15 protein-coding genes are annotated in these 20,580 nt (G+C 50.8%); 3 read left to right on the forward strand and 12 right to left on the reverse strand.

Annotated features, from left to right (window positions below):
- Positions 1-68: 68 nt before the first annotated feature.
- Both KTH89_RS20960 and KTH89_RS20965 read left to right on the forward strand, forming a co-directional pair.
- Positions 69-755 carry an ABC transporter ATP-binding protein gene (locus tag KTH89_RS20960; RefSeq protein WP_158346686.1) on the forward strand — a complete coding sequence of 229 codons (687 nt, stop codon included), beginning with the start codon at positions 69-71 and terminating at the stop codon, positions 753-755.
- Complete coding sequence (locus tag KTH89_RS20965; protein WP_238722974.1) at positions 755-3,454, forward strand: ABC transporter permease; 2,700 nt, start codon at positions 755-757, stop codon at positions 3,452-3,454. Before KTH89_RS20960 ends, KTH89_RS20965 begins: the two co-directional genes overlap by 1 nt.
- An 11-nt stretch (positions 3,455-3,465) precedes the next feature.
- Here KTH89_RS20965 and KTH89_RS20970 read toward each other — a convergent pair whose 3' ends face one another.
- From KTH89_RS20970 to KTH89_RS21025, 12 genes are all read right to left on the reverse strand, one after another.
- A complete protein-coding gene (locus tag KTH89_RS20970; RefSeq protein ID WP_238722975.1) occupies positions 3,466-6,063 on the reverse strand; it encodes an AAA family ATPase in 2,598 nt (865 codons plus the stop codon).
- Entirely contained in the window at positions 6,060-7,211 is a 1,152-nt protein-coding gene (locus KTH89_RS20975; protein ID WP_238722976.1) for an exonuclease SbcCD subunit D, read from the reverse strand. The genes KTH89_RS20970 and KTH89_RS20975 overlap by 4 nt, the downstream gene beginning before the upstream one ends.
- 83 nt (positions 7,212-7,294) lie before the next feature.
- Positions 7,295-7,558, reverse strand: coding sequence for a glyoxalase (locus tag KTH89_RS20980; RefSeq protein ID WP_158346678.1), 264 nt, complete (start codon positions 7,556-7,558; stop codon positions 7,295-7,297).
- 13 nt (positions 7,559-7,571) lie between these two features.
- Positions 7,572-8,387, reverse strand: coding sequence for an HAD family hydrolase (locus KTH89_RS20985; RefSeq protein ID WP_238722977.1), 816 nt, complete (start codon positions 8,385-8,387; stop codon positions 7,572-7,574).
- A gap of 20 nt (positions 8,388-8,407) precedes the next feature.
- Entirely contained in the window at positions 8,408-9,199 is a 792-nt protein-coding gene (locus KTH89_RS20990; RefSeq protein WP_238722978.1) for an HAD family hydrolase, read from the reverse strand.
- 300 nt (positions 9,200-9,499) lie between these two features.
- Positions 9,500-10,066, reverse strand: coding sequence for an AAA family ATPase (locus tag KTH89_RS20995; RefSeq protein WP_158346672.1), 567 nt, complete (start codon positions 10,064-10,066; stop codon positions 9,500-9,502).
- Positions 10,067-10,246 carry a hypothetical protein gene (locus tag KTH89_RS21000; protein WP_158346670.1) on the reverse strand — a complete coding sequence of 60 codons (180 nt, stop codon included), beginning with the start codon at positions 10,244-10,246 and terminating at the stop codon, positions 10,067-10,069. It lies immediately after the preceding gene.
- A 150-nt stretch (positions 10,247-10,396) separates the two neighbouring features.
- The gene (locus KTH89_RS21005) at positions 10,397-11,047 is read right to left on the reverse strand and encodes an HAD family hydrolase (protein WP_158346667.1); all 651 of its coding nucleotides are present in this window, start codon (positions 11,045-11,047) and stop codon (positions 10,397-10,399) included.
- A 56-nt stretch (positions 11,048-11,103) separates the two neighbouring features.
- Entirely contained in the window at positions 11,104-11,682 is a 579-nt protein-coding gene (locus KTH89_RS21010; RefSeq protein ID WP_238722979.1) for a Maf family protein, read from the reverse strand.
- Positions 11,683-11,721: 39 nt separating this feature from the next.
- On the reverse strand, positions 11,722-16,146 hold the full coding sequence (locus tag KTH89_RS21015; RefSeq protein WP_238722980.1) for a PolC-type DNA polymerase III: 4,425 nt from the start codon (positions 16,144-16,146) through the stop codon (positions 11,722-11,724).
- Positions 16,146-17,204, reverse strand: coding sequence for a flavodoxin-dependent (E)-4-hydroxy-3-methylbut-2-enyl-diphosphate synthase (gene ispG, locus KTH89_RS21020; protein ID WP_238722981.1), 1,059 nt, complete (start codon positions 17,202-17,204; stop codon positions 16,146-16,148). The genes KTH89_RS21015 and ispG overlap by 1 nt, the downstream gene beginning before the upstream one ends.
- A gap of 962 nt (positions 17,205-18,166) precedes the next feature.
- The gene (locus KTH89_RS21025; protein WP_238722982.1) at positions 18,167-19,351 is read right to left on the reverse strand and encodes a collagen-like domain-containing protein; all 1,185 of its coding nucleotides are present in this window, start codon (positions 19,349-19,351) and stop codon (positions 18,167-18,169) included.
- A 434-nt stretch (positions 19,352-19,785) separates the two neighbouring features.
- Between KTH89_RS21025 and KTH89_RS21030 the strand changes: the two genes are divergently transcribed.
- Positions 19,786-20,160 (forward strand): helix-turn-helix domain-containing protein, encoded by a 375-nt coding sequence (locus tag KTH89_RS21030; RefSeq protein ID WP_158346657.1) that lies wholly within the window; start codon positions 19,786-19,788, stop codon positions 20,158-20,160.
- The last annotated feature ends 420 nt before the right edge of the window (positions 20,161-20,580 follow it).

A 20,580-nucleotide genomic window follows, 5' to 3' on the forward strand; every position in this document is an offset into this window, starting at 1 on the left:
AAAAGTCACCCTGCTGTAAGGGCAAAGATCTATTATATGGGTAAACCACAAATAAGGAGGCTCACATAATGGAGTTTTTGAAAATTGATCAACTGTGCAAGGTCTACGGGAGGGACGAAAACCAGGTCACCGCGTTAGATCATGTATCTCTTACCATCGATAAGGGGGAATTTACCGCAATCATCGGTTCCTCCGGCTCCGGTAAGTCCACTTTGCTCCACACCATCGCCGGCGTGGATGTGCCCACAGGCGGAAAGGTGTATTTGAACGGACAGGATGTCTATGCCCAAAGCAATGAAAAACTTGCTATTTTCCGCAGACGGCAGGTGGGGCTGATTTATCAGTTCCACAATCTGATTCCCACTTTGAATGTGGTGGAAAATATCACGCTGCCCATTCTGATGGACAAACGAAAGGTAAACAGGGAACGGCTCAACGATCTGCTGGATCTGCTTGGGCTTCAGGACCGCAGGACCCATCTGCCGAACCAGCTCTCCGGCGGCCAGCAGCAGCGTGTCGCAATCGGGCGCGCTTTGATGAATGCCCCGGCAGTTATGCTGGCCGATGAACCCACCGGCAGCCTGGACAGCCGCAACGGCCAGGAGATCATCCATCTGCTGAAGGAAAGCCACGAAAAGTATCACCAGACTTTGATCATCGTCACCCACGATGAAAATATCGCATTGCAGGCAGACCGGATCATTACCATCGCAGACGGCAAGGTAATGCGGGATGAGAGGCAGGTGGAACGGTAATGAACATCTTCCATAAAGTTGCCCTGCAGGGTCTGAAAAAGAACCGTACGCGAACGGTTGTAACCGTGATCGGGGTCATTTTGTCCGCCGCCATGATTACGGCCGTGGCCACCTTTGGCGTTTCTCTGCTGGATTATATGACAAAGGGCGCGGCCCAAAAATACGGCGACTGGCAAGCGGCGTTTTTGAACGTTGATTCCTCCTTTGTCCGGGAGCAGCTGCTCAATAAAGAAGTGAAAAATACGGTCACCTTTGAAAATATCGGTTATGCCGCTCTTGACGGCGCAGAGAATCCGAATAAGCCTTATCTTTTCATAGCCGGCTTCCAGCCGGAAACTTTTGATGCTCTGCCCATCCACCTGCTCTCAGGCCGGCTTCCGGAAAACAGCGGCGAGATCCTGGTCTCCGGAAAAGTTGCATCAAACGGCGGTGTATCCTATGCGGTAGGCGATACGCTTACTCTTACTGTGGGAGCCCGCATGAAGGGAAATGAGAAACTCGGTCAAAGTGATCCGTACACAGCCGGGGACGAAACGCTCCTGCCGGAAGAGAAGAGGACTTACAGGGTAGTCGGTATCTGCCAGACACCTGCTTTTGAAAAAGACTCCTCCCCTGGTTACACTTTGATTACCGGGGCCGATCCATCGGACAGGGCGGATAGTCTTAGTTTATTTGTCACCCTGAAAAATCCGCGCCAGGTTCATTCGTATGTCGATGCCGGGAAGGGACGCCATTCTTATATCCTGAATAATGATGTTCTGCGGTTTATGGGATTATCGGACGATCCGTCCGACCGGTTGTTCAACGGACTTTTGTATACCGTGGGCGGGATTGTGATAGCCATTATTATGATAGGCTCCATCTTTTTGATATATAATTCCTTCAGCATCTCCCTGAACGAACGCACGCGGCAGATCGGGATTCTTTCCTCTGTAGGCGCCACCGCAAAGCAGCTGCGAGCTTCGGTACTCTTTGAGGGCCTGTGTATCGGAGCGGTTGGCATCCCGCTCGGCGTTCTGGCCGGCATAGGCAGTATCGGGCTTGTCATAATTGTGGTCGCCAAGAATTTTGGGAACCTTCTCTACGCCGACGTCCCCTTAACCTTACACATATCCGTTCTCGCTATCGCCGGGGCGGCGGCCGTCAGTATCGTTACGATTTTGATTTCCGCCTATATCCCGGCGAAAAAGGCGGCCGGCACGCCGGTGATGGAATGTATCCGGCAGACGAACGAAGTGAAATTGGGAGCCAAAGCCGTGAAAACCTCAAAGCTGTCGCAGCGTATTTACGGTCTGGAGGGCACCCTGGCGCTAAAGAATTTTAAACGAAACAGGAAGCGATATCGCAGCATTGTACTGTCCCTTGTTTTAAGCATCGTTTTGTTTATATCAACCAGCGCTTTTGTAATGGAATTGAAAAAAGCATCCGAACAGACAAAGGTGGTTACCAGCTACGACATCGGCTTTGGCTCACAGGATATGGACGACGGGGAAATGCTGCAGCTTTATGACAAGCTGAAAAACACCGATGGGGTTTATGAAAGCTCCTATCAGTCCTATATCGAGTATTCTTGCATTGTTCCCGCAGGCAGACTCACAGAAGATTTCCGGGAATCCGCCGGAGGGGATTCATCGGATGGGATTGCGTCGAATGGAATTTCAACGGATGGGATTTTGCCCAGTGAGATTGCGTCGGGCGGGATTTCATCGAGTGGGATTTCATCGGGCGGTCTTACGACGGATGATTCGGTAGCTCTGTCATTGGGAATCCAGTTTCTGGATGACGGCACTTATCGGAACATATTAGACAGCCTGGGCTTGCCTCTGGATGAATATACCGGGCAGAATGGGAAATTGATCGCCGTTGCCAAAATGAAGGACGACGGCAGCCAGGCAGAGAAGGTGGAACAGCTTCGTGATCTGTTCACAGATTCAACAATGGATCTGACCATCTTCCCCCAAACAGACAATGCTTCTGAAATGGAAACAGGACAAAACGTCGGAATTACCTTAGTCGATATCGTGCCTCCGGATACGCCCCCGATGACAGGAACCGTCCAGCAGAAGCCATATGATTTCCAAGCGCTGGCCCCCTGGTCGCTTAAAGATAAGCTTGCTCCCTCCGGGCTCACTGAAGACGTCAGGGTCAAGGGCCTGACTTTTCAGTCCCACAATCCCTCCAAGTCGGCGGCGGAAATGAAAACCGTGATTCAGGGCGCCGGGATCACCTCCGCCTATATCCTGCTGAATACGTCTGAGATGCTGGAGGAGAGCCGAAATTATATCTTCATTGCCAATGTGTTCGCTTATACCTTTATTATAATGATTTCCCTGATCGCGGCAGCCAATGTGTTCAATACGATCTCCACCAATATCAAGCTGCGCCGGCAGGAGCTGGCCATGCTTCGCTCTGTGGGAATGTCCGACCGGGATTTCAACAAAATGATGCGTTTCGAGTGTGTATTCTATGGTATGAGAGCTTTGCTTTTCGGGCTTCCTCTGGCAGTCGTGTCTTCCTGGCTCATTCACAGAGGGATGTTCGCAGCCGGGGCGGAGGGCATTGATTTTACACTGCCGTGGGTCAGTATCGGGATCAGCGTATGCAGTGTGCTTCTCGTCATATTTGTCACCATGATGTATGCCGTCAGCAAGATCAAAAAAGAAAATATTATAGACGCGCTGCGGGATGACATGACCTGATACACATTCCGTCAGGTCCTGATGTGGCTTCCCGCCGGCGTCCGCACCACCTCGATCTGGTTATCCAGCCGCTCCTTCAGTTCTCCCACATGGGAAATAATTCCGATTAGCCGGTCTCCTTCCACCAGGGACATCAGGGTGCGCACCGCCTGGTCAAGCGCCTCGGAATCCAGCGATCCGAAGCCCTCATCCACGAACAGTGTCTCGATCTCGATTCCGCCCATGTGGTTCTGGATCACATCCGTGGTCCCCAGGGCCAGAGATAAGGCAGCCTGGAAAGCCTCACCGCCTGACAGGGTCCGCACCGGCCGGTATTTACCCGTATGGGCGTCGAAGACCATCAGTTCCAGACTGTCATGTCCATGGGCGGCCCGGTCGATCCTGGACAGCTCATAGCGCCCGGTGGTCATATCCCGCAGCCGGAAGTTCGCGGCATAGAGCACCTGGTCAAAATAGCTGCCGCTGACGTAATCCTCGAACAGAAGCTTTAAATGGTTCTTCCCGTCCCCTCTGGTCACCTGGGCCAGATCACTGACTTTTCCGAACAGGTCGTTTTTCTGATCCCACTCGCCCAGTTTTTCACCCAGAGACAGGCTGGCCCGCCGGTTGCCCTCCAGCCTGGCGGCCAGCGTTTCCTTTTCTTTGGACAGTTTTTGTTTTTCCCTGCGTTTTTCCTCCAGAGCCTTGGACAGCTCCGTCAGATCTTTGATCTCTTTTCCCTTCGTTTCCCGCTCCAGGCGTTTCTGATTCTCCTGGGCCAGATGCAGCTGCTGCTCATAGCTTCGGATCTCACGGTCGAGAGCGCCGGCCGTCTTCTCATCCAGGAAGCTGAAACGGTAGCTGTCCGGGTTCTCATAGCCCTGCCGGCTCAGGATCTTAAGGAACTCCTTCCTGGCCTGTTCCAGGTTTTTCATCGCTTCGGGAAGTTCCTCCTCCATATGTTCCAGAATGGTCCGCTGCCCCTCCGTCTTCAGCTGGCTGGCCCGCAGTGCCTTTTGTAGTTTTTCCAGATCCCGGATCTGATGCGAGATGTCTTTTCGAAGGGCGGGGACATCCTGATCGGCGGCCACTTTTGCCAGAATCAGATGCTGCTCTACCGTAAGTTTCGTACGGTCCCTCTCCCCTTTCAGGCCGGCCGCGTCCTGCTGCACCGCCGCCAGCTGGTCTTTGATATCCTGATGTTCCTGTTTCAGGCGCTTCAGGGTCTCCTCATCAGGAACCTCCTTCGTCACCCGCGCTTTCTTCGGATGTTCCGTAGAACCGCACAGCGGACAGGGCTCCCCGTCCTTTAACTCCTGAGCGGCCAGTCCGATGGCAGCCCTGCGGTAAGCCCGGTCCTTCTCCTCGTACCGCTTGCGCTTTCTCTCCTCCTGCGCTTCCAGCCGGAGATATTCTTTCTGCTTCTGGGACAGCTTCTGCTCCGTCTGCCGAAGCTGCTTCTGCTGCTCTTCCAGCAGGCTTATATGGGTTAGACGTTCCTGACACTCTGTCAGATAGGAAGCCAGATGCTCCTCCCCCTCCGGCAGTAACTTCTGTTTCTCCAGTTCGAGAGCCTGCGCCTCCTGACTGATCCGAGCCCAGCTTTCTCTAGCTTTCCCTAACTTTTCTTCCGCCTCTTTTTGCTGCTGTTCCGCCTTCTCATACGCCACCTCATAAGGCCTGACCAGACGGGCCCTGCCTGCGGATGAAAGTCTTTCCTTCTTCTGCTCTGTCTCTTCCTGGCGACTTTGCAGGCAGCTAAGCTCCTCTTTTACCTGGGAAAGCTGTGCGAAGAGCTGATTCGTCTGCCGGGCCCTGGTATATTCCGCCACCATGGCGTTTTCTTCCTTTTCCAGCCGTTCCCACCGCTCCTTTTGAACCCGTCTGAACTCCCGGTCGTCCCGGATCAGCTCCTGGAGAATCCGGCTCAATTCCTGATAATTCCGGTTCTCAGACCGGTAAGCCGTAAGCCAGTCTTCCCTGTCCGTCACCACGGCCGAGAGCGCTTCGTCGATCTTATTGATCAGTTCGGTCATCTGCTCCTTCAACCGGCGTTCCCTGTCCCGCAGGCTGAATTTTAACTGCTGGTATATGTTCAGATCAAATATTTTGCTCAGAATCTTCCGGCGTTCTTTCGGCTCCGCCACCAAAAGCTGTGTGTATTCTCCCTGGGCCAGCATGGAGATCTGTTTAAACTGGCCGTAATCCAGGCCCAGTAACTCTTCCACCTTCGCCTTCACATCCAGCAGACGGTCGTACTCTTTTCCGTCCGGCATCGTCAGCAGGACCGTGGGCTTTGCCAGAAGCATCCCGCTTCCCTTCCGTTTCGGCCGTTCATATTCCGGGGTCCGCCGGATCCGGTATTTTTCCCCCTTATGCAAAAAGGTAAGTTCCACGTAAGTATCTGTCTCCGGCTGGGCAAAATCGCTGCGCAGCTGCCGGGTCTCCCGGATGCTGCCGCTCACATTCCCATACAAGGCGAACGTAATCGCGTCAAAGATCGTGGTCTTCCCGGCTCCGGTGGGACCAGAGATCAAAAACAGCCCTTTGCGCGCCACATTGTCAAATTCTATCACTTCCCGGTCCTTATAGGGGCCCCAGGCGCTGATGGTCAGATTCACCGGTTTCATAGGCAGTCCCTCCCCAGCGAATCACAGATGACTTCCGTCAGGATCTGCCGCCGCTCCTCATCCAGTTCCTCGTCCGTCACATATTGATAAAAGTCGGAATACAGCTCCAGAACAGACTTGTCCGGCTTCTCGATCTCCTGCAGTTTCAGCTTGTCCGTATCCCGGTAATGCCGTTCCACCACGACCTGCAGGACGTTGGGATACACGGTACGAAGCCTTCCGATCGGATCGTCCAGCTCGTCCTTGTCCGTCAGCACCGCGCGGATAAAATCATCCGTCCCTTCGCCCTGGTAATCCGCATCGGCCAGGAGCAGCTTCAGTTCACCGCGCAGAATCCGCATCTCACGCAGCGGTTTTAACGGGACCTTTGTCACCAGAACTTCTCCTTTTTTCCCCAGCTCCACCAGATTCACGCTTTTCTCCTGCATCGTCTCGGAAAAAGAGTATTTTAACGGAGTTCCGGCGTAATAGACCGGCCGCTCTTTGATCTGCTGGGGCTTATGGATATGTCCCAATGCCGTATAGTCAAAGCCGGCAAAGGCCGAAGCTTCCACCTGGTCCAGCCCTCCCACCACAACCCGGGTCTCCGAGTCGGAAAGTTCCGGCTCACTGCCCGCGTCGGTCACAAAATAATGGGTGACCAGTACATTTCTGGCAGCGGAATCTATCGGAAGCCGGCCGATGATTTTTTGAACCCCCTCATCGCAGCTTTTGATCTCTTCTTTCAGATACAGCTTCATATCCCCAGGCTTCATAAAGGGCAGCAAAAAGAAAGCCACTTCTCCGAAATCATCAGAAAAAGTGACTTTCCGAATTTCTTTTTCACAGACCCCCGAAAGATGCAGACCCTGCCGCTTCAGGATATTCCCTGCAAAGCTTAAACGCTCCGGTGAGTCATGATTGCCGCTGACCGCCAGCACGCAGATTCCCTGCTCAATCAGGTCTGTCAAAAATTCATCCAGAACCGTCACCGCCTCCGCTGTGGGAATGGAACGGTCATAGATGTCTCCGGCCAGCACCACGGCATCCACCTTCTCCCTGGCCGCCAGCCCGGCGATCTGACCGAGTATGTACCGCTGGTCCTGCAGCAAGTCACATTCATGCAACACCTTCCCGATATGCAGATCCCCCGTATGAATAAATTTCATATTTCCTCCAGTGCCGCATTTACTGCGGCTCAATTCAGGTATGGTGTAACCATTTCCTCCAGTGCCGCATTTACGCAGCTTTATTACCCTTCTACCACCAGATACTTTCCATTCGGCAGGGAGAATACTTCCGATGCGTCTTCCAGGTCGTCATCGCTCATACCTTCAATATCCATACCATTTTCATCAAAATATTCCCGGACGTCACTGAGTGAATCCAGTACCACTGCCATACAGTCTTCCAGGAAAGCTTCCGCCTCCTCAAGCGTCTCTGCAACCGGTTCATCAAACAGCTGCGACTGCTTCCTTAAAAATGTAGCCAAACACTCATCATCATACTCGTACATAAGACACACCCTCCTACTTATTTTCGTTTTTCATTGTATTAATTAATTCTTTGAGAACTTTGATTACGCCTCCGTCAGGACCGGCCTGGGCCACGTGCCTGGCAACTTCTTTCACACTGCTTCCGGCATTGGCCACCGCATAGCTCTCACCTGCCTGCTTCAGCATCCCGATGTCGTTGCCGTTGTCCCCGAAAGCCATGGTCTCCTCACGGGAGATCCCCAGCACCTTCTGGATATCGGCCACCGCATGGCCTTTGTCCACGGATTTGTCCATGAAGTCGATCCAGTATTTTCCGGAAACCACCACCTGCAGATCCTTCTGCCAGTGCGGGATCAGCAGATCGTCCCGGATCTGCCGGCTAATTCCATTCTTCTGGAACACCGATACCTTCACAAAATCCGCATCCGCCTTAAGTACGTCATCCACCATATAGACGTTATTCTTATAGCCCTTCGTAAGCACATCATAAAAATAATCGTTCTGATAATCCAGATATATGCCTTCCGGCGCAGAAGTAGAATACTGACAATCATCTCTGGCCTTCAGCGTTCGCAAAAGATCTTCAAACACGGACCGCCGGATCGGCTTTCTGGAAATTTCCACACCCCTGCACACCACATACGCGCCATTTTGCGCGATAAATATCATCTCGTCCTTAACCGGCTCAAACACCCGGTAAATACTGTCATATTCCCGTCCGCTGGCCGCCGCAAACACGATTCCCAGCTTTTTCATCTCCAGCACCAGATCATAGATCTCTTCGCTGACCTGATCGGTCCCTTCTGTCGTCAGTGTCCCGTCGATGTCCGTAACTACCAATTTAATCATATTTTCCTCCAGTGCCGCATTTACTCCACAGGAAGTTTCCCGTCCAGCAGATCCCGCAGCGTCTTTTCCACCAGGCCTGTCCGGAAGCGGCAGACTTTTTTCACACTTTCCTTAGCATTGTCCATAGCATAACTATAAAATACATTCTCCAACATTTCAATATCATTTTCATTGTCTCCGAAAGCCATGGCTTCCCCGGGGCTGACCCGGAAATGTTCCAGCAGCGTATCCATTGCCGGTCCTTTCCCTGCGTCCAGAGACATCATATCCAGCCAGGCATGTCCTGCGGTAACCACCTTGACCCGGCCCTCAAAGCGCTCCCGGAAATAGCTTTCGCACCGGTCCACGCCTCCCTTTTCATAGACTGAAATCTTTAAATATTCTTCCTCTACTCCCATGATATCATTCACCACAGTGACATTATTTCCCACCACATATTTCATATGGTCCACATAATCATGGATCTTCGGCTGAAGATAACAGGTTTTTACTCCCGACAGCAGAATCTCACACTGATCCCGCTCCTGAATGGCCGTCAGGATCTCACGGCCCAGGTTCCTGTCTATGGTTTTTCTGGAAAGCACCTGATCCTGATAGAGCACCAATGCCCCGTTTTCCGCGATGTAGGCGATCTCATCCGCCACCGGTGCAAATAATCTTTTTAAATTTGGATATTGTCTGCCGCTGGCCGCAACGAACACAATACCCGCTTTCTTCAGTTCTCTGATCAGGTCAAAAACTTCCGGATTCAGCTTCTGGCTGCCGTTTAACAACAGAGTGCCGTCCAGATCGCTGGCTACTAATCTTATCATTTCAATTTACTCCTAACATTTAAACATCGGGATACATTCTCATTATAAACGTGGGCCGTGATCCCGCCCGGCTGATTCTCATGACTGTATTGCAGTCTACGTTATGTATAGTGCAGACTTCACACAGACTATATATAGTCTGCTGCTAAAACTGAATAGGATACTTGAAAAATTCAAGTACCCTATATATATTTGTTTAAAAGTACTCAAAAGGCTCTGTCTCGTCTGATGATTTCGCTTCGGATACCATAGCAATTTATAGTTACCAGCTAGCCTTATTCGCAAAAAACTGATTTGGATTTAAAAATACCCTTCCCGCCATTTTCTATACCACTCAGGAATATTCTTTGACAGCCTCACAAGTTCACCATTTTTATATATGGCAAATCTGCGGAATTTATCTGTATTATCATATAATGCGGATAAATCACAAAAATCAATAATTTCATGAAGATTTTTTAAACTCTCCCCAAACCTTTTGTCTATGTCTATGTCCGGTATCCCATGGCCTCCTAACTCGACTCTTCTGGCAACTCTCTTCTTCGCTATCTCCGCAGTATCAACACCGACATAATGTAATTCTATGACATAACCCGACTGTTTTGCCCTGCGTATAGTACGCAATATTGTATGACCGCATAGTGTTGTTTCCTGATTAAAAGTAATACCTTCACATAAGTAGGAATTTAGCCTTTCAACTGCAATCCTGCCTGCTTTCATTAAATCTGACGTATTTCTCCAATCACCAAATTCTCTCAATATTTCATCTGTGTTCACCCGCGGCATTATATCCTGATAATGTGTAGTCCTGTATAAAGTTGATTTTCCAGCACCGTTTACTCCAGCATATAAAATATACTTTTTCATTTAAAACCTCTTTTGGGCAATTACATTCTTCTGCTTCCTTTGCAATACAAAATCACTTAACATAGAAAAAAAATCCTGTTCATCTTCCGTTTCCGCGCTTAAAACCAGCTCCATGGTTTCCTCTATATCCATATCTTTACATTCTTCATATAATTTTCTAGCACTTTCCGTCTTCGACATATCATGATACTCCTTTACCTATAAAACGGAGACAACGCTAAACGTCTTATTTATTTTTACAGCCTTTCCGGCTATACCGCTAGTAGTCCCTAGCGGACATCATACATTATACAGGATGATTATCTAAAAGAAAAGGCGTAAAGGCATATTTTACAAAAGCCTGCACAGCTCCATAGGCGCATCGATAATATCCTGCGCCTGGTTAGCCTCCAGCTCTTCCCTGTCCCGAAATCCCCAGGTAACGCCGACCGTATGCATCCCTGCCGCATTCCCTGTCTGCATATCCGTATTCGTATCTCCCAGATAAAGGCATTCGGCCGGTTCTATCCCGAATCCCGCGGCGATCGCCAGGGCCCCGTCCGGATAAGGTTTTCTGCGGATGCCCTCCTGCTGCCCCTGGACATGATCGAAATAGCCTTTTCCAAACAGCGTTTCCACCACGTCGATGGTCTGGGCATGGGGTTTGTTGGATAAGACCGCGATCTTGATCCCCCGCTCCTTCAGAGTGCCCAGCAGTTCCAAGATCCCGTCATAGGGCTTCACCTCATACATACAATCCTTCGCAAACACCTCTTTATATTTCGCGGTTATTTTCTCCATGTTCACAAGCTGCGTATCTCCTGCCGCGATTAACGCCCGCTCCAAAAGCTTGGCCGCGCCGTCTCCGACCATGGTTTTATAAGCTTCCATGGGATGACCGGGAAGGCCGCAGTATTTAAGCGCCCGATTGGTACAATAGTGCAGCGATTTAAGCGTATCCGCAAGTGTTCCGTCCAGATCAAATAGTACTGCTTTCCACATAATCTCATTCTCCTCTTTTTAAGGTTGTCTTGTATTATTTCCGATTCCATTCCCCTCTACAGTACATCCAGCTTTTTCAACTCTCTATAAAGGCGGGCGACCGGAAGGCCCACCACATTGCTGTAGTCCCCCCGGACAGCCACAATATAACGGGCCGCGAAGCCCTGTATTCCATAAGCTCCCGCCTTATCCATCGGTTCCCCGGTGGCTATGTATTCCCGTATCTCGGATTCATCCATGGGTCCGAACTCCACTTCTGTCATCTCGGTAAAATGAACCTCCCGATTCTTGGCCCCGGATTTTAGAATCAGCGTTACCCCGGTATATACCTGGTGGGTATCTCCCTGCAAAAACGCAAGCATCCCGGCGGCCTCCTCCTCGCTCCGCGGTTTACCCAATATCTGCCCGTTATGGCATACGACCGTATCCGCCCCGATAATCAGGGCCGGACCCTCTATGGAAGAAGCGATATCCCCTGCCTTCTGAGCGGACAGCTCCGTAACCAGCTCCGACGGTTCCCGGGCTTTGGACGCCTCCTCCTTTTGGCTTGGCAGCACTTCATAAGTCAGACCGATCTGCGATAACAGTTCCCGTCTTCTGGGTGAAGCCGAAGCCAATACAATTCTGGTTTTCATAAAAAGTTTCCTCCCGCGCCGCATTTACTGCGGCTTATATTACAGATCAAATAAGGACAACTGATTGGATTCCGGCAGATCGCCCAGCAGGTGCAGATCATCCATCAAGTCTGTAACCGTCTTACTCACCTTGGTTCTGGCCCGGAAATCATCTTTAGAAAGAAATTTTCCATCCTTAGCGGCGTCCACGATCGCATCGGCCGCTTTATCACCCAGACCGTCTATGGACGAGAAGGACGGCATCAGTTTCCCGTCGATAATCTGGAACTTGGAAGCCTGCGCCCGGTATATATCAATGGGCATAAACTCAAATCCTCTGGCGTACATTTCCTGGACGATTTTCATATCCTTCAGGGTATCCTGCTCCTTTTTGGACAGGGTATCGTTCCGCCTTTTGTAATCATCCAGAAAATATTCCAGCTTATCCCGACCCAGGCACATGATCTCGTAGTTGAACGAGGAAGCCCGGATACTGAAAAACGCCGCGTAATAAGCCAGCGGATAGAACACCTTAAAATAGGCGATTCGAAAAGCCATCATAACATAGGCCGCCGCGTGGGCCTTCGGGAACATGTACTTGATTTTCTTACAGGACCAGATATACCAGTCCGGCACATTCGCCTTGATCATGGCCTCTTCCCATTCCGGCTTCAGGCCTTTTCCCTTACGGACGCTCTCCATGATGGTAAAGGAAAGCTCGCTGTCCATCCCCATCTGGATCAGATAGATCATGATATCGTCACGGGTACAGATGGCGGTGGAAATCGTCGCCTTTCCCTCTTCGATCAGCGTCTGCGCATTCCCCAGCCACACGTCGGTACCGTGGGACAGGCCGGAGATACGGACCAGATCGGAGAAGGTCTTGGGCTTCGTATCCTGAAGCATCTGGATAACAAACTCCGTACCGAACTCCGGGATTCCCAGAGATCCCAGCTTACAGCCCCCGATGTCCTCGGGCTTGATCCCCAGCGCCTCCGTATTCAGGAACAAGGACATAACCTCTTTATTATCCAGCGGAATCGTCTTGGCATCCAGGCCGGTCAGGTCCTCCAGCATACGGATCATGGTCGGATCATCATGGCCCAGAATATCCAGCTTTAACAGGTTGTGGTCGATGGAATGGTAATCAAAGTGCGTGGTGATAATGTCCGTCGTCATATCGTTGGCGGGCCGCTGGACCGGCGTGAAGGAATAGATCTCCTCCCCGTGAGGCAATACAATAATACCGCCCGGGTGCTGGCCGGTCGTACGGCGCACGCCGACACAGCCGTCCACGATCCGGGTGATCTCGCAGTTCCGCTTGCGCACCCCGCGCTCTTCATAATAATTTTTCACATAACCGAACGCTGTCTTGTCCGCCAGCGTACCGATGGTTCCCGCCCGGAAGGTCTGCCCTTCCCCAAAGATAACCTCCGTATACCGGTGGGCGTTTCCCTGGTAATCGCCGGAGAAGTTCAGGTCGATATCCGGCTCTTTATTCCCCTTGAATCCCAGGAATGTTTCAAAGGGGATATCAAATCCCGCCTTCACCAGCGGCTCCCCGCATTCCGGGCAATTCCGGTCCGGCATATCACAGCCGGAACCGCCGCCAAACGACTTCACCAGCTCCGAATCAAAATCACTGTAATGGCATTTTTTACAATAATAATGCGGAGCCAGCGGATTCACCTCCGTAATCCCGGCCATGGTAGCCACGAAGGAAGAACCTACGGAACCACGGGACCCTACCAGATACCCGTCCTCATTGGATTTCCACACCAGCTTCTGGGCGATGATATACATCACGGCGAATCCGTTGGAAATAATGGAATTCAGTTCCCTCTCCAGCCGCTCCACTACAACCGGAGGCAGTTCGTCCCCGTACATCTCATGGGCGGTGTTATAGCAGATGTTCCGCAGGGTTTTATCCGAATCCTCAATCACCGGCGGACACTTATCCGGCCGTACCGGGGAGATCCGCTCGATCATATTCGCTATCTTATTCGTGTTGGTAATCACTACCTCTTCCGCTTTTTCACTGCCCAGATAGCTGAACTCCTCCAGCATCTCCTCCGTCGTCCTGTAATAAAGCGGCGCCTGCATATCCGCATCCTTGAATCCCTTTCCCGCCATGATAATCCTTCGGTATACCTCATCCTCCGGATTCAGGAAATGAACGTCGCAGGTGGCGACCACCGGCTTGCGGAACTGCTCTCCCAGCTCCACGATCCGTTTATTCAGATTGATCAGATCCTGCCTGGAATTCACCGTGGACTTTTCATCCCGGAGCATGAACTCGTTATTCCCAAGAGGCTGTATCTCCAGATAGTCATAGAATTGGGCGAGCCTGGCGATCTCCTCCTGGGGCGATTCCCGCAGCAGCGCCTGATAAAGCTCGCCGGCCTCGCAGGCCGATCCGATCAGAAGTCCTTCCCGGTATTTCATATATAAGCTTTTCGGCACTCTGGGCCGCTTCGCGTAATAATCAATATGGGACATGGAGACCAGGCGGTACAGGTTCACACGGCCCACATCATTTCTGGCCAGTATAATGGCATGATAGGTGGGTAGTTTCTTAATGGCGGTGTGATCCAACGTACTAATGCTGTTTACACCGTCTAAGGACGTCACATCCCTGTCCTTTAACATCTCCACGAATTTCAGAAAAATCTCCGCCGTACAGGCGGCGTCGTCCACTGCCCGGTGGTGATTGTCCAGGGAAATGTTCAGCGCCTTAGCCACTGTGTCCAGCTTAAACCGGTTCAACTGCGGCAGCAGCACTCTAGCCAGAGAGACGGTATCGACCACCGTTTTATGCAGGGAAATTCCCATGCGTTTGGCATTTCGCTGCACGAAACTCATATCAAATCCAGCGTTGTGCGCCACCATAACAGCGCCCTCGCAAAACTCCAGAAACTCCGGCAGCACCTGTTCGATCATGGGCGCTTCTAACACCATATGATCATTGATGCCGGTCAGCTTCTCAATATCGAAGGGAATCGGCACATCCGGATTCACAAAGGTGCTGAAGCGGTCGGTGATCCGTCCCTCCACCACTTTTACCGCGCCGATCTCTATGATCCGGTTATTCACCGGGCTGAAACCGGTCGTCTCCAGGTCAAATACCACATAGGTATCATCCAGGCTCTGGTTCCGGGAATCCGTGACGATCTCCTTGAGATCATCGACCAGATACGCTTCCATTCCATAGATAATCTTAAGATCCGCGTCCTTGGGGATGGCGTGGTTCGCTTCCGGGAATGACTGCACCACGCCGTGGTCCGTAATCGCCACCGCCTTGTGCCCCCATTTGACCGCCTGCTTGATAATATCTCCCACATCGGAGACCCCGTCCATATCGCTCATCTTTGTATGGCAGTGCAATTCTACCCTTTTTACAGGGCTGGTGTCCATCCTCCCGGTTCTGAAATCCGCGATAGACTTAATCCCCACCACAGAGGCGATAGAAAGCTCCCCGTCAAACCGGTCGATATTGCTGACGCCTTTAATCTTGATAAACGCACCCTTCTTGATTCCCTCTAAAATCTCGGACAGCTCGTCATTTTTCACAAACATCTTCACATTGATGCTGTCCGTAAAATCCGTAATACTGAAAATGATAATCGTCTTCTCATTCCGGATCTCCCTGGTATCTAAGGTCATGATCCGGCCCCGCAACACTACTTCGCCGATCTCGCCCACCAGCTGTTCGATGGGCATGGCGTCCTCCTCAAAATCCCTGCCATAGAGCACATCCGGGTTATCGGACCGCTTAAATCCACGGGGCGCCCGCCGGAAGGAGGCATCCCCCTTGTCTTCCCGTCCTTTTCTCCCCTGCTGCCCTTGCTGTCCCTGCTGTCCTGTCTGCTCCTGGGCCGCGGCCGCTTTCTCCGTACCCTTGGCGCTCTGGATCACCGACGCGATATTGGCCACTTCCTGTTTGATCTTCTGATCGCTCTGTTCCCGGTACTTGCTGGGCTTCACCTCTTCGTATTCGACCCGCACCTGAACCGGAAAACCGCAGCGTTCATGAAAAATCTTCTCCAGAATCCTCACCAGCTCATCCGTCTTGCTGGCGGCCACCACCGTCTGCTCCAGACGCAGCACCATAACCTGTTCCTCGACGAACTCCCATTTCGCCTTCCGGAACAGATTATATTCCACCATGCTGTATTCCCTCAGCTCATCCAGAATACTGTTATGATATATTTCCATCAGTTTTCTGGGCGTATACTGATCCGACAGCTCGTATTTTTCATAGATCTTGATCAGCATCGGCACATTGGGAAACAACTGATCTTTGATCGAGCGTTCCAGCAGGAAAATATGATCCTTCTGTATAAGGATTTTACTATTGATATGAATTCGAATCGCATCCCGTTTCGGGTTCGTGGACACCTTGCTGATCTGGGTGCATTCCATCATGTCCCGCAGATCTTCTTTTAGCTCAAGGGTCGGAAATACTTCAAAAAACGGTTTTGCCATTACACTTCACTCCAATGCTCCAGCTCATCCTTCAGCACCTGCAAAAGCTGGTCCTCCGGAACCTTCTTTACCACTTCACCTTTTTTGATCAGCAGGCCTTCGCCCCTGCCTCCGGCGATCCCGATATCCGCCTCTTTCGCCTCCCCGGGACCATTTACCACACAGCCCATGACCGCCACCTTAAGATCCAGCGGCATACCGGACACCAGCGTCTCCACCTGGTTCGCCAGTCCGATCAGATCGATCTGGGTCCTGCCGCAGGTCGGGCACGAAACCACCTCAATCCCGCCTTTGCGAAGCCCCAGCGTCTTAAGAATCAGCCTGGCCGACTTAATCTCCTCCACCGGGTCTCCGGTGAGGGACACCCGAATCGTATCCCCGATCCCCTGATACAGGATAATCCCAAGCCCCACCGCCGATTTAATATTTCCGGACAGCACCGTCCCGGACTCGGTGATTCCCACATGCAGCGGGTAATTTGTCTCCTGAGCGATCCGTTCATGAGCCCGCGCGCACATCAGTACATCCGAGGACTTAATACTGATCACCAGATTGTCATACCCCATATCCTCGATCCGGTGCACTTTATCTAAGGCGCTCTCCACGATCCCCTCCGCGGTCACCCCATGATATTTCTCCACCAGTTCTTTTTCCAGGGACCCGCTGTTCACGCCCACACGGATGGGAATATTCCGGCTCTTGGCCTCCTCCACCACCGCCTGCAGCCGCTCCTGGCTGCCGATATTCCCCGGATTAATCCGGATCTTATCCGCCCCGTTTTCCATGGCTGCGATCGCCAGCTTATAGTCAAAATGAATATCCGCCACCAGTGGAATCCCGATCTGCTTCTTAATCTCCTGCAAAGCCCGCGCCGCCTCCATCGTAGGCACCGCGCACCGTATAATCTCACAGCCCGCCTCCTGGAGCCTTTGAATCTGCTCCACCGTGGCCGCCACATCTTCCGTTCTCGTATTTGTCATGGACTGTATCAGCACCGGATTCCCGCCTCCGATCACCCGGTCCCCGATCCGTATCACTTTCGTATGTTCTCTATGCATAAGGTTCACTCCTTTATCTTCCATTCACCTACCCATCTATTATACCCACTTCCCGGGGGCAGTGCAATGTATTTTGCTTTCGGGGGAAGGGCCGGAGCGGTCAGGGGACAGAGCGGCGGCGGGGAAGGGGCGCAAAAGCAGCAGGGAGGGAATCGCTTCGGCCGGGCCTAAGAACGGGTAACTCCGAAGAGGACGAAACCTCTGATTAGCAGGACCCGGGGCAAACTCGCCAGAGTGCGGCTCAAACAGTGCCCCAGGTCCTGCGAGGTTTCGCCCTCTTCTGCGTAACCCATTCTAAGGCCCGGCCTCAAGCGATTCCCTCCCTGCTGCTTTTGCGCCCCTTCCCCGCCGCCGCTCTGTCCCCTGACCGCTCCTACTTTGGTGAAAGCTTGGAATTTAGTGCAGAATTTTTTTTGTTTTGTACTATTAAAGAAGGTTATCCTCGGCCGACACAGTACATCTATCTTCATTCCTACCATCCTCTTGCTTCTTGATATCTACCTTTCTTAAGATTCCCGCCATCCCTGAACCGGATGTTTATGCCAAATTGCACACGCACGCGCATACCGTTCAAAAGCATGCCTATGTTATTCAGTCCGCAGGATAACACATTAGATTCCGACTTCTATCAGTTTGCAAAATCCATGTGCCTAGTATGATAACATAAATCTACTCCTGAATACATGCTTATTTCCTCTTTCGTACCTGCTAATCTGATCTGTTATGTGCTAAATTCGGCCATCAAAGTTCCCAGTGTAACTCCTACAAATTTTCCTTTGCGATATTCTGACCGGAGCTAAAGTGGGATGTTGTGAACAGCCATCCCGCCCAAATTTCAGGGATGTATTTAATATTTGATCAATAACTGTCAGCCACTCTCTAAGGTTGGAAAAACCGGTCCCTTGGACCGGTCTCCATCTATAATAGACTCAATTTTTTGTCATTGCATTTATATGACCACTTTAAATTTTGGTATATTCTAGTATAACTTTTGTTGTATCGTAGACCGACAAATCAGCTGACGTTTTAATAATAATATAATTTAAATTAGCAAAAAGCTGAATATTATTTCCGTTTATAGCTACATAAGGAAGTGGAACATTGTTGCCATTTGATGAATTTAATGCAATCCCTCCGATTCTTGTAAAAAACCTTAAATCAGATATGTTATGTGCAATAGATATATCCGTATTATCTGGGAGAGCACCACAGGATATTACTTTTCTATATAATGTGTATCCACCCCATGATCCACAAATAGTTTCAGTAGATGTATAACTTAAATTATTATTAACAGTATTAATAGCCTGCTCTACAGTGGTTTCCTTGTTTGACATATAAATCAAGTTCGCCTCGTTTGGTCCCTGCGGTCCCATCGGACCTGTTTCTCCTGTATCACCCTTGTCGCCTTTAGGCCCCTGCACTCCGGGGTCTCCCTTATCACCTTTTAGTCCTTGTGGTCCTGTCGCGCCGGTATCACCTTTTGGGCCCTGCACTCCAGGATCTCCTTTCGGACCAACATCTCCCTTCGGGCCTATAGCGCCAGTAGGTCCCTGCGGGCCCTCCGGCCCGGTCAATCCTCTCGGCCCTGTTGCACCCTGTGGTCCTTCCGGCCCTGTCAGGCCTCTGGGACCCTGCGCACCTGTTTCACCCTGAGGGCCTTGTGCTCCTGTGTCGCCCTTAAGCCCCTGCGGGCCAGCAGTCCCTGCATCACCTTTATCCCCTTTCAAGCCTTGAGGGCCTGTCTCTCCAGGATCTCCTTTTAATCCCTGAGGTCCCCTAGGTCCAACAGGTCCCTGCTCACCAGTGTCACCCCTCGGTCCCGCCGGCCCGGCAATACCTGGCTCTCCAGCCGGTCCTGTAACTCCCTGTTCCCCGGGATCACCTTTCTCTCCCTTCAAGCCGTTCATCCAGTCAACCATACTCCCCTGGAAACCATAATCCACCGCAATTTCATACGCCGATTTACCTTTTGCGTATACATTTGTTTTCTCATCTCCGATATACCAAAATCCGTCTTCACCGATATGCGGTGTAACGCCATTCTCACCTTTAGATGATTTCCCAGTATCAATTCCATTAATGTACCAATTTCCGTTTTCCCCGATTTCGGGAAGAAATAGTGTGTAAGTGCTTTGATCAGACATTTATATATCCTCCTTATAAAATATCAGAACGTATGTTCTGTAAATATTATAGAACATACGTTCTGATATTAATAGTCCTGCATTCGGTATATCCATCAAAAAGACACATTTAGTGTCATATGCAATTATGAAATTTTCTGACCGTCTCTTCATAGGCTTACAAACTTTTTTTATTTTAATATAATTAGCATAATATTTGAGCAATACCGTGGAGTCAATTTACTTGAGGCTGGGTTCTTTTAGTCTCCCGTAGCTCGTAGGACGACATTTCAAACCAACTTATGGAACACTTCACTTTATAAGCTGTTCAGGAAATTTACGGTGTGCCATTTGGGCACATATTTGAAATTTATTCTTTTTTGTTGTTGATTATCGACACAACTATATCCATTTCATTTCTAAATGGTACAATAGATAGCAAAGGAGGGAGAAATATGTCGTTTGGAAGTATTTTAAAAGAGTTACGAAAAGCGAACCACATCACTCAGGGAGAACTGGCTGAATTTTTAAAGGTATCCCGACCTACGATTGCCGGTTATGAGACGAAGGATAAACAGCCTGATTTCGAAAAACTAATCAAGCTTTCGGAATTCTTCAACGTTTCGATTGATTACCTGATCACAGGTGATTCCTTCGGAAAGTCCAATCCCAACTTGACTGAGACAAATCAGAAAATTTACTCTGATTATGAGTTGGAGCATTCTTTGATGCGCCAATTTATTAAGCTCTCCTACGAATCGCGGGTGGATCTGATTGAACTCGCCAAGGTGCTTCAGCTTCGTGATAAGATGCACGAGCCAAATCTTTAGACACCTTTTACAAAAGAAAAATAATAACAATGAGCCCTCTTCCGACAGTAGAAAGAGGGCTTTTATTTATGGCATTGTTCGTGTTTTTATGTCTATCAAAACTTATCCCAAACGCCGGTACGGTCATCCGCAAGACGCAAGGCGTAAGGGCGGCCGCCGGGATTGGGGAGCAGGGAGCAAAAGCAGCGGAGCGAAGTGCGGTTCTTCCCGGGGGCTTGAGTATGCCTGCTGCTTAGAAACGGAGACAGCCGCGGTATCCTTTCCTGTTCCCGGGGACCGGGTTCTTTTGTGTCTCTCTGGGAGCGCATAGGGCGGCTGAGCCTCCGCTTAGTGGAATCGGAAAGCCGGGTTCAGGATGCACGGCGGACTTCACGTCCGACGGGCAAGAGCCTCTGAACCGGGAACACATCACGTGTTCCT

This window comes from Diplocloster agilis (genome assembly GCF_019042275.1).
Classification (GTDB): domain Bacteria; phylum Bacillota; class Clostridia; order Lachnospirales; family Lachnospiraceae; genus Diplocloster; species Diplocloster agilis.

Coding starts and splice junctions, on each gene's coding strand:
- KTH89_RS20960 (WP_158346686.1), top strand. CDS start 69: ATGGAGTTTTTGAAAATTGATCAACTGTGCAAGGTCTACGGGAGGGAC.
- KTH89_RS20965 (WP_238722974.1), top strand. CDS start 755: ATGAACATCTTCCATAAAGTTGCCCTGCAGGGTCTGAAAAAGAACCGT.
- KTH89_RS20970 (WP_238722975.1), bottom strand. CDS start 6,063: ATGAAACCGGTGAATCTGACCATCAGCGCCTGGGGCCCCTATAAGGAC.
- KTH89_RS20975 (WP_238722976.1), bottom strand. CDS start 7,211: ATGAAATTTATTCATACGGGGGATCTGCATATCGGGAAGGTGTTGCAT.
- KTH89_RS20980 (WP_158346678.1), bottom strand. CDS start 7,558: ATGTACGAGTATGATGATGAGTGTTTGGCTACATTTTTAAGGAAGCAG.
- KTH89_RS20985 (WP_238722977.1), bottom strand. CDS start 8,387: ATGATTAAATTGGTAGTTACGGACATCGACGGGACACTGACGACAGAA.
- KTH89_RS20990 (WP_238722978.1), bottom strand. CDS start 9,199: ATGATAAGATTAGTAGCCAGCGATCTGGACGGCACTCTGTTGTTAAAC.
- KTH89_RS20995 (WP_158346672.1), bottom strand. CDS start 10,066: ATGAAAAAGTATATTTTATATGCTGGAGTAAACGGTGCTGGAAAATCA.
- KTH89_RS21000 (WP_158346670.1), bottom strand. CDS start 10,246: ATGTCGAAGACGGAAAGTGCTAGAAAATTATATGAAGAATGTAAAGAT.
- KTH89_RS21005 (WP_158346667.1), bottom strand. CDS start 11,047: ATGTGGAAAGCAGTACTATTTGATCTGGACGGAACACTTGCGGATACG.
- KTH89_RS21010 (WP_238722979.1), bottom strand. CDS start 11,682: ATGAAAACCAGAATTGTATTGGCTTCGGCTTCACCCAGAAGACGGGAA.
- KTH89_RS21015 (WP_238722980.1), bottom strand. CDS start 16,146: ATGGCAAAACCGTTTTTTGAAGTATTTCCGACCCTTGAGCTAAAAGAA.
- ispG (WP_238722981.1), bottom strand. CDS start 17,204: ATGCATAGAGAACATACGAAAGTGATACGGATCGGGGACCGGGTGATC.
- KTH89_RS21025 (WP_238722982.1), bottom strand. CDS start 19,351: ATGTCTGATCAAAGCACTTACACACTATTTCTTCCCGAAATCGGGGAA.
- KTH89_RS21030 (WP_158346657.1), top strand. CDS start 19,786: ATGTCGTTTGGAAGTATTTTAAAAGAGTTACGAAAAGCGAACCACATC.